At 67.2% G+C, this 10,184-nt stretch carries 9 protein-coding genes; 4 read left to right on the top strand and 5 right to left on the bottom strand.

Annotated features, from left to right (window positions below; genetic code table 11):
* The coding region (locus tag AC1D1G_RS35215; protein WP_477955731.1) for a transposase at window positions 1–198 on the top strand (198 nt) is incomplete at its 5' end.
* 46 nt (window positions 199–244) lie between these two features.
* Here the strand turns inward: AC1D1G_RS35215 and AC1D1G_RS35210 are convergent.
* On the bottom strand, window positions 245–898 hold the full coding sequence (locus AC1D1G_RS35210; protein WP_283330809.1) for a S1 family peptidase: 654 nt from the start codon (window positions 896–898) through the stop codon (window positions 245–247).
* Between the two features lie 120 nt (window positions 899–1,018).
* Window positions 1,019–1,801, bottom strand: a complete 783-nt coding sequence (locus tag AC1D1G_RS35205) for a DUF6319 family protein (protein WP_477955730.1) — start codon at window positions 1,799–1,801, stop codon at window positions 1,019–1,021.
* A gap of 163 nt (window positions 1,802–1,964) precedes the next feature.
* On the opposite strand from AC1D1G_RS35205, the gene AC1D1G_RS35200 reads away from it, so the two are divergent.
* Window positions 1,965–3,020 carry an adenylate/guanylate cyclase domain-containing protein gene (locus tag AC1D1G_RS35200; RefSeq protein WP_283330807.1) on the top strand — a complete coding sequence of 352 codons (1,056 nt, stop codon included), beginning with the start codon at window positions 1,965–1,967 and terminating at the stop codon, window positions 3,018–3,020.
* Between the two features lie 204 nt (window positions 3,021–3,224).
* Here AC1D1G_RS35200 and AC1D1G_RS35195 read toward each other — a convergent pair whose 3' ends face one another.
* A complete protein-coding gene (locus AC1D1G_RS35195; RefSeq protein WP_477955728.1) occupies window positions 3,225–3,896 on the bottom strand; it encodes a TetR/AcrR family transcriptional regulator in 672 nt (223 codons plus the stop codon).
* 90 nt (window positions 3,897–3,986) lie between these two features.
* On the opposite strand from AC1D1G_RS35195, the gene AC1D1G_RS35190 reads away from it, so the two are divergent.
* Window positions 3,987–5,570, top strand: a complete 1,584-nt coding sequence (locus tag AC1D1G_RS35190) for an MFS transporter (protein WP_005255916.1) — start codon at window positions 3,987–3,989, stop codon at window positions 5,568–5,570.
* Window positions 5,571–5,669: 99 nt separating this feature from the next.
* Window positions 5,670–6,566, top strand: a complete 897-nt coding sequence (locus AC1D1G_RS35185) for an AurF N-oxygenase family protein (protein WP_005255915.1) — start codon at window positions 5,670–5,672, stop codon at window positions 6,564–6,566.
* A gap of 1 nt (window position 6,567) precedes the next feature.
* Here AC1D1G_RS35185 and AC1D1G_RS35180 read toward each other — a convergent pair whose 3' ends face one another.
* Window positions 6,568–8,847 (bottom strand): SulP family inorganic anion transporter, encoded by a 2,280-nt coding sequence (locus tag AC1D1G_RS35180; protein ID WP_477955727.1) that lies wholly within the window; start codon window positions 8,845–8,847, stop codon window positions 6,568–6,570.
* 221 nt (window positions 8,848–9,068) lie between these two features.
* Window positions 9,069–10,184 (bottom strand): SLC13 family permease (locus AC1D1G_RS35175; protein ID WP_477955726.1); only part of this gene is annotated, 1,116 nt, incomplete at its 5' end.

Genomic DNA, 10,184 nt, shown 5'->3' with positions numbered 1-10,184 from the left:
TGGCAACGAGGCTCGAACGAGAACACCAACGGGCTGCTGCGCCAGTACTTCCCCAAGGGCACCGATCTGTCCGTGCACTCCGAGGAGCACCTGCGGTTCGTCGCTGATGAACTCAACGACCGACCCCGCAAAACCCACGACTGGCATACTCCAGCCGAAAAGCTCAACGAACTACTCGATGGTGCAACGACCGCATGAATCCGCCTTGTCCTGGCTACCAAAAAGGCGCACGGGCCCGGAGGGCCTAGATGGGCCGGAACCCGGCGCCGGGACCGCCGCTCGCGTTCATGTCGGCGATGATCGAGTTGAGGTTGGTGCCGATCTCCGGGCCGATGCACGGTGCCGCGAGGTAGGCGTTGACCATGGCCACCAGGGTGGTGCCGACGACCATCGGTGCGCCCGAGTCACCCTCGATCACGCAGGCCTGGGTCCACGTCTCCCCTGTCTGCATGAGGTCGCCGTAGACGATGCCGCAGGTGTTTCCCGTGGTGCGGCCTTCTTTGCACGCCACCTGCGGGAAGGCTGCCGGTGCGCCGATGTGGGTGATGGTGACGCCGCCGACCCGGTTGACCGGGACGACCTCCGCCGGGTCGAATTGGATCACCGCGTAGTCGAGAGCGGGATTGGAGACGACGAACTCTCCGACGATGCCGCTGTCCTGACTGGCTTCGGGCACCACGTAGGAGCCCGGTTCACCGCAATGGCCCGCCGTCAGGCCGACGAGCCTGCCCGCGTTGTCGTGTCCGATGGTGGTGAGTGAGCAGACGAGTTCGTCGTTCACCACGATCCCCGAACCGCCCCCCAAGACGGCGGCCGGAGCTGCTGTCGCGGACCCCGCCGCAACGAATCCCAGAATTCCCGCTGTCGCCGCAACAACCGCCGCGAATCGTTTCAACATTTTTCGAACCTTCCCGGATGAGCCCCGACGGCCGCGTGTCTCCCCATAAGAATCCCACCCCACGCAAGACCTGTGGGGGGAATGCCGATGTAGAGACCGCGACCGTTACTCACCCGGGCGCTACTCGACGGCGCCGAGTGCCTCCAGTGCCTTGCGGGCGTCCTCGAGTTGCCGGCTCAGCTCGTCCACCCGGGCCGCCGCGAGGTTGCGTGCCGCCACGATGATCGACTCGACGGCCTCGATCGCCGTCTCCTCGCCGAGTTCCCGGACGGCGCGTTCGACGGCGTCCGGAGAGACGGGGACGGCCTTGCCGGGGCGCTTGGCGCCGTGCGCGACGGTGACGCTCCAGTCGTTGTCGGCGCCGGCGTGGATGGTGACACTGACCCCCGCGGGCACTTTCTTGCTGGTGCGTTTGGCCGGTGCCGCGGCGGGTTTCGGGACCGCGGCAGCGGTGGGCGCAGGCGTCGCGACGGTCTTGGCGGCGGGTGCCTTGGGGGCAGGGGGCGGGCCGGGTTCGATCTCCTGGTGCACGACCGGTGTCGCGCGGGCGGCGGGTGCCTTGGGGGCAGGGGGCGGGCCGGGTTCGATCTCCTGGTGCACGACCGGTGTCGCGCGGGCGGCGGGTGCGGGCGCAGGCTTGGGTGCCGGAATTCGTCTCATCAGAAGCTCCTCCGCTTCGAAGGGGAGCTCGTCGTCGACGCCCTTGGGTCGGATCAAGAGCGTATTGCCTTGCACCGAGATAACTTTCGCCGAGGCTCCGGCCTCGAGCCCGAGGCTGGGCATCGCCTCGCGCAGATACACGGTGGCCCGCTTACCTTCCGCGATCGCGGCAGCGAGGGTCTCGAGATTCTCCGCGGTCAGGTGATCCGGTGCGGCGGCACCGGAACGTCTACGGGGCGGCATGCGCTGTCCTTTCTGGTCTGTCTCCTGGTTACGCTCGTGAGCACCGCAACTCTCGCACACCCCACCGACGGTTCCGCATCGGACGGGCTCGCACAGTGGCAGATTGAGAGGGCGGACGCACCGGCGATCGTGCGGGCGGATCGAACGTAATGAGAGGAACGACGTGACCTCGGAAGCACCGGAGAACGGCGACGAGACCGCAACGACGACGCAGATCTCACCGAGCCTGCTCCGCGACGTCCAGGCCGATCTCGAGGAGTCGCTTCTGGGCGGGCCCCGCCGCTACACGCGGGCCGAGATCGCCGACTTCGCGGGGGTGTCCCTCGAACGGGCCGACCGCCTGTGGGTGTCGATGGGTTTCGCGGTCGACACCGATCCGGACGGCGTCATGTTCACCGAGGGGGACGCCGCCGCGTTGCGCACGATCGCGTCGCTCGTCGGTCAGGGGATCATCTCACCGGAACGCGAGGTGGCGGCGGCTCGTGCTCTCGGCCAGTCGATGTCGCGGCTCGCCGAATGGCAGGTCTCGTTGATCAGCACCCACATCGTCGATCAGCTCGCGGGGTCCGCGGGCAGCGACGAGCAGGCCATCCGGGAGCAGGTGCGCGAACTCACCGCCGAGATCCTTCCAGCGGTCGAGTCGTTGCAGGCGTACGTGTGGCGCAGGCACATCGCCTCGACCACCGGTCGCAATGTCGGGAATCCCGGCGAGGAGGTCGCGAGCCGGAAACTGGTGGTCGGCTTTGCGGACATCGTCGGGTACACGTCGCTGACCCGTCAGCTCGGTGCCCGGGAACTGAGCGACCTTCTGGAACGATTCGAGTCGGCGTCGACGTCGGTCATCGGCCGGCATCAGGGGTGGGTGGTGAAGACGGTCGGCGACGAGGTGATGTTCGCCGTCGAGTCGCCGTCCGATGCGGCGGAGATCGCCCTGCAGCTGCAGGAGAAGGTTCTGCCGGACGAGGCGGACCCCGAACTGCGGGTAGGACTCGCGATGGGTCCGGTGCTCGTCCGGTTCGGCGACCTCTACGGCTCCGTCGTCAACACCGCGGCGCGACTCACCGGTTCGGCGCGTCCCGGCACGGTGCTGATCGACGAGGCGCTCGCCCACGAACTCGCCGACGCTCCCGGTTACTACCTCAAGCAGCTACGTCCACGACGCGTTCGAGGGATTCGACGACTCGAACAGTTCGTGCTGCGTCGAGACCGGGACGCCTAGCGACCGTCAGCTTCCGAAGGGAAGGGTTCCGGGCGGGATGGAGTATCCGCTGCTGCCGGCGGCGACGCCGCCCCAAGCACCGAGGAGCCAGTTGAGTGCATCAGTGATCATCGAGAAACCTTCCCACACCATTCATTCGATACGCGCGGCATCCGGTGCCGCGCGCACGTGCCACGGTAATGACGACGCGCGGAGCTGTCGACGTCACAACGCCTGAGCAGGCGGTATCTCGAGGAGCGTCGGCTTCGCGGGACCCGCGGCGACCTGGGCGGCGCGTGCGGCGAGGAAGTCGTCGACGATCTGCTCACACGCGGTCGGTCCCAGCGGGGTCAGGGTCGCGAGCCGGGTGAAGACGAGTGGTCCGATGAGTTGGGCGAGAGCGAGGTCGTAGTCGAATTCGCCGAGGCGTTCGGCCGCCTCCCGTGTGCCGAAGACCTGGTCGAAGGCCGCCCGGTACTGCTCGACGATGGTCTGCCTCAGCGTCCGCAGTTCCGGTTTGTCCGACTCGACAGCGGTCGCGCTCGAGTAGTCGTCGAGCGCGGGGCCCATGCCGAGCCAGCACATGGCCGTCACGTTCATGGGGGCACTCTCGATGAGTTTCGCCTGACTGACCATCAGCTCGACCAGCCGGTCGCGGAGGTCGCCGTCGGCGGGCACGGTCGGCGCGGGTGGGAGCAGCCGCCCGAACGCCGCGGCGACCAGTTCGGTGCCGTTGCCGAAATGCCGGTAGAGCGTGGCCCGGGCCACGTTCGCGAGCTTGGTGACGGCGTCGATCGTCACGGCGTCGGTGCCGCCCTTCGCGAGAAGAGTTGTCGCGGCGTCGAGAAGTCTCGCGCGAGAGCGCTGCCTGCGGGGATCCTGCTCGGTCATCTGCACCGCCCGTTCCTGCCACTGCCGCACCTCTTGTGAACTACCAGTCTACCAACGATACTGACAGTCTCGTTACTTCCACGGAGGGATTACATCGTGCGCTCTCGGGACTCCGCACCACCGCAGGACACCGAACAGAGCAACACCACCGGCTGGACCCTTCGGCAGATCTGGATGCTGACCGTCGCGTGCTGCGCGGTCGCACTCGTCGTTGCGGCGATGGCCGCACTGAACACCGCCCTGCCCGACCTCGCCCGCGACACCGGCGCCAGCCAGAGCCAGCTCACCTGGATCGTCGACGGCTACACCCTCACGCTCGCCGCACTCCTGCTTCCCGCCGGCGCACTCGGCGACCGCTACGGCCGCCGCGGCCTCCTCATGTTCGGACTGCTGATCTTCGGCCTGGGTGCCGCCATTCCGATCCTGAACGACAGCCCGGAGTGGATCATCGGGTCCCGCGCGGTCGCCGGCATCGGCGCGGCCTTCGTGATGCCGGCGACGCTGTCGCTGCTCACCGCCGGTTTTCCACTGTCCCAGCGCGGCCGGGCCGTCGGCATCTGGTCGGGTGTCGCCGGGTCGGGCGCGATCGCCGGACTGCTGGTCTCGGGGCTGCTGCTCGAACAGTGGTCGTGGAAGGCGATCTTCGTGAGCCTCGCCGTGGTGTCCGGCGTCCTCTTCCTCACCGGATTCACCATCGCCTCCTCACGCCAGACCGACCAGGCGCCGCTCGACCTTCCCGGCACCGTGACGATCGCGGCGGCGGTGGGCCTGTTCGTGCTCGGCACGATCGAGGCGCCGCACCGCGGCTGGCTGGACCCTGCCGTCGTCGGGCTCATGGCGGGTGGCGTCGCCGCCGCGGTGGCGTTCGCGCTCGTCGAGTTGCGCCGCGAGCATCCGCTCCTGGACGTCCGGCTCTTCGCCAACCGCGCCTTCGGGTCGGGGTCGATGTCGTTGCTGATGCAGTTCCTCGCCATCCTCGGGCTCTTCTTCTTCGCGGTGCAGTACCTGCAACTGGTGCTGAGCTACTCGCCGCTGGAGTCGGCGCTCGCGCTCGCCCCCATCGCGGTACCCGTGATGATGCTGTCCGCGGGGATGCCGTTCGTCCTCCCCTATGTCGGCCTCCGCCCGTTGCTGTCCGTCGGCGCCGCGATTCTCGGTGTCGGAATCCTGCTGATGGTCCGGCTCGACGAGTACTCGAGTTACCCCCAGGTGGCTCTGCCGCTGGTCGTGGCCGCGTTCGGCATCGGCCTGTGTACGGCACCCGCCACCACCGCAATCGTGCAGAACACTCCCGATGAGAAACAGGGAGTGGCGTCCGCGGTCAACGACACGGCACGCGAGATCGGGGCGGCGATCGGCGTCGCACTGGCAGGCAGCATCTTGGCCGCGGGGTACGGCAGGCACGTCCAGCCGGCCGTCGACGCCGTCCCCGACGTCGCGAAGGAGCCCGTCTCGAGTTCCCTGGCGGCCGCGCTGCACGTCGCCCAGTCGGCGGGACCGCAGGGCGAGCAGCTCGCGAGCTTCGCCCGGAAAGCGTTCCTCGAGGGAATGGACGAGGCGTCCATCGCCCTGGCCTGCGTGTGCTTTGCGTCCGCGGTGGTGCTCGCGGTGTGGGCGCCGGGCCGGAAAGGGTCGTCTCCGGCGCCGCGGAAGGACGAGGAACTGGCCGACGTCGACTGAGCGGACGTTGCCCTTGTGACCGCCGTCATTGTATCGTTCAGTATCAGTTACTGAATGTCACAGTTAGTTGACCGCCTAGTCACAGAACAAGGGGTAGTGATGACCGCATCGATCGTCGTCTCCGACCGCGAAGAGACCGCCCAGCGCTTGCTGGCGTCGTCGGCACGCAAGTCCTACGACCCGATGGTCGAGGTCGACTGGGAAGCACCGATCCCCGACGACAAGTTCGGTCTCACCCCCGAGTGGAGCACGCTCTACGGCACCGCCCTGTGGGACGAGATGACCGAAGAGCAGAAGATCGAGCTCACCAAGCACGAGGCCGCCAGCGTCTCCAGCGTCGGACTGTGGTTCGAGATCCTGCTCATGCAGATGCTGCTGCGGGACGTGTACGGCCGGGACAAGCACTCCCGCCACGTCCAGTTCGCGCTCACCGAGGTGGCCGACGAATGCCGCCACTCGGTGATGTTCGCCCGCGCCGGTGAACGCCTCAACATGCCGAGCTACGGCCCGCACCCCGCGATCCACAAGCTCGGACGCATCTGGGGCGGCTTCTTCCGGGGCGCCAACGCGTACGCCAGCGTGATGGCCGCCGAGGAGATCCTCGACATGATGCAGCGCGACTTCATGAAGGACGAGCGCGTGCAGCCCGTCACCCGAACGGTGAGCAAGATCCACGTCCTCGAAGAGGCCCGCCACATCCGCTTCGCCCGCGAAGAGGTCGGCCGCCGCATCGAGGGTGCCAGCTGGGCACGACTGCAGTTCGAGCGCCTCAACACCGCGGTGGTCGTGTACTTCGTGATGAAGAGCATGATCCGCAAGGACGTGTATGCGAACGCCGGACTCGACCCGGAGCGGGCCGCCGCCGAGGCCAAGAACAACCAGCACTACAAGGACACCGTTCGCACGTCCGGTTCCAAGTTGATGCAGTTCCTCGATGGCGTCGGCCTCGTCGGCGGCCCGTCCAAGCGCCTCTACAAGAGGGTCCATCTCCTCTGACTCATGTGGGGACGTGGTCCAGGTAGGACACACCGGTCGAGGTGATCTCGAGTACGCGCGCGGACGGAATGTCGAAGAACATTCCCGCGACGCGTACTCGACCCTCGGCCGCCGCCGCGCCGACGAGGGGATGGCGCCCGAGCGTTTGCACCTGGACCGCCACGTTCACCATGCCCAGCTGATCGACCTCGTCGAATCCGAGTTCGGCCGCTGCCCGTGCCACCGGATGACCGCTGAGAAACGCGTTCCGGCTCGGCTGCGCGAACGTCAGCCACTGTTCGACGGCGTCGCGATCGGACCCGTCGGTCTCGGTCGGTGCACTCGCGAGCACGGCCTTCATCGCGCCGCAGCCGGAGTGGCCGCACACGATCACCGAGCTGACCTCGAGTTCGTCGAGGGCGAAGGCCAGTCCGGCCTCGACGGAGACGTCCTGCTTTCCGGTCGGGACGAGGTTGCCCACGTTGCGCACCGTGAACAGGTCGCCCGGACCGCTGCTGGTGATCACGTTCGGCACGATGCGTGAATCGGAGCAGGTGAGGAACAACGAGTCGGGGCGCTGCCCGTCCCGCAGTTCGTCGAGGTGCGGTTGCAGCTGAGCCGCGTTCCGCCGGTGATATTCCGACACTCCCGCGAGGACCGGCCGGAGTGCCGCCGGTGTGGTGGTGGAGTTCTCGGTGTCGGTGTGCCGCGGCTGCCAGCTCTTCCACGGGGCGAACCCGCGGGGGCTCACCACGCCGATGCCGCGCCGGGGCGGCGACGCGCCGACGGCGTCCATGTCGACGGGACCGAGCGCGTCGATCACGACCGTTCCGCCGTTCCGCTCGTGGTGACGCTTCCAGTCGTCGATCGCCTCGAACATGGCGTGGTCGAGGAAGTCGACCGCCAGTTCCACGATGACGTGCGCGCCCTCGGGCACCTTCGCGAGGATCCCCGTCAACGCCGGCATGGACAGGAAGCTGCACGACCCCTCGACGGTCACGCGCCACCGCCCGGAATCCTCGGAGCCGACGGGTTCGGCCCGCATCTTGGGGTGGATGACCCGCCACAACAGCAGGACCACCGCGAGTGCGAGGCCGATGATCACGCCCTCGAGCAGGTTCAGGAAGACCACGCCGGCCACGGTCACGCCGTACACCCACAGGTCGCCGGTGCGCCGGGCCGTCCGCAGATGAGCCATCTTGACGAGCTGGATGCCGATCACGATCAGGAGGCCGGCCAGGGCTGCCATCGGGATCTGCTCGACGAGTCCGGTGAGCAGCGCGGCGAAGACGAGGATCCACACGCCGTGCAGCACGGCGGACGCCCGGGTGCGCGCCCCGGCGGCCACGTTGGTGGAACTGCGCACGATCACACCGGTGACCGGCAGGCCGCCGATGAGACCCGAGAGCATGTTGGCCGAGCCCTGACCGACGAGTTCACGGTTGAACTCCGAACGCGTTCCGCCGTGCATCTTGTCGACGGAGACCGCGGACAACAGGCTCTCGACGCTCGCGATCAGCGCGACGGTGAGTACACCGGTGGCCACTGCGAGCCACGGGCCGTCCGGCATCGAAGGCAGTGCCACGGCGTYGAACAGGGAGCCGTCCAACGTGATTCGATCGATGTCGAGTGGGAGGACAAGGGACAGAACGGTGGCGGCGACGACGGCGACCAGCGGGCCGGGGAGCACCTGCAGCTTGCCGGGGATCTTCTTCCAGAACAGCAGGACGGCGATGACCACCGATCCCACGAGGACGTCGCCGTACCGGGCGGACGTCAGCTGGCCGGGGAGCTGAGTGATGTTCTCGACGGTCGAGCTGTGCGAGCTACCACCGAGTAGGACGTGAATCTGCTGGAGGGCGATCGTGATTCCGATACCGGCCAGCATGGCGTGGACCACGACCGGCGCGATGGCCAGGGCCGCACGGGCAATTCTACTGAGCCCGAAGATGATTTGGAGGAATCCGGCCGCGACGGTGATCGCGCACGTGGCCTTCCAGCCGAACGTGGCGACCAATTCTGCTACCACCACGGTCAATCCGGCAGCAGGACCGCTGACCTGGAGTGGTGAGCCACCGATGGAACCCGCCACAACACCGCCGACGATCGCCGCGATGAGCCCCGCCATGATCGGGGCGTCGGACGCGATCGCGATACCGAGCGACAGTGGTAGTGCGACGAGGAAGACGACGAGCGACGCGGGTAGGTCGTATCGCGCGTTATCTCGCAACCTTTCGCCGAGGGTCGGTCCGGGGGCGGGTGCACCGGATGGGGGTGCTTTCTCGTTCTCGAGGATCGACATGACGACACCTTACGGGCGGAGAACGACGAAACGCCCGAAACGGACGGGGTCTTGTGGCATGTGTCACTGTAACAGCACTTTTCACCCAGTTGAATCGAAAACTATTGGACAACAGTCCATTACATGAAGCTTAAAGTTCACAAAGTTCACGTCGCCCGCTCTCACACTGTGAGACGTGCCGGTCACCGAGGGAAAACGGTGACCGGCACGGCCGGTCGGATCTAGACGGACGTGGGCACGACAACCAGTGCCCAGACGAACATCGGGGCCGACAGCACGATCAGACCGCAGTAGGCGAGCATCTTGCGCTGGAAACGGCCCTTGTCCTCGACCTGCGCGTTGGCGAGCACCATCACACCGTTCGTCGAGAACGGGCTGACGTCGACCACCGTCGCGGAGAATGCCAGGGCCGCGACGAATCCCACGGCGCCGACCTCTCCCATCGCGAGCATCGGCGCGGCGAGGGGCAACGCGATGCCGAGGGTACCGATCGACGATCCGAACGCGGAGATGATCGCAACCGCGTAGCAGAGGATCAACGCGGTCAGCAACGGCGATCCGAGAGCCGACGCCGCATCGCCGAGGAAGTCGAGCGTGCCGTTCTGCGTCATGACCGCCATGTAGGTGAGCATCCCGCACACGAGCACCACGGCCGGCCATGCCACGTTGTCGATGACCTTGGGGTGTGACTTGGGCGCCATCAGCAGCAGCACCGCACTGATGCAGATCGAGCTGACGCCGACGTCGATTCCGAACGCGACCGACCCGACGACGAGAAAGCCGATGCCGGCGAGCGTCGCGAACCGGTACCGATTCATCTTCACCGGCTTCACGCCTTCGTGGATCAGCGCCTCCTCGATGACCTCGCGATCGGTGAGGGTCGCGGTGTTCCCGCCCGGGCCGTTGCCCGGAGTCACGCCCCCGGACGGCCGGCGCGAGGAACCGCCGAATCCTCCGCCGTCGGGCGTCTCCTCGACAGGGCGGGGAGTGCGGCGACCGATCAGGTCGAGGCCGTAGATCAGGAACAGCACGATCGCGATGGCCAGGTTGAGCACGAACGGCAGAGCGAACAGGACCAGGGGATTCGATCCGACGCCGGTCGAGTCCATCAGTCCGTTGATGAATGCGCCGTAGAGATTGATGGGTGAGAACGCGCAGGCCAGGGCACCGTGGCTGATGACCATACCCATCAGGAACGGGTTGATCTTGTTCTTGGCCGCGAGAGGCATCGCGATGGGGGCGAGCATCCCGACCGCGAGGACGGACCCGAGGGCCATCAGCAGTCCGGACAGCAGGAACATCATCCACAGGATCGCCCACCGCCTGCCGCGCACGAG

Source organism: Rhodococcus sp. P3_B8 (assembly GCF_056402775.1).
Note: the sequence above shows the minus strand (reverse complement) of the source record. Positions and strands in the feature narration are given on the sequence as shown.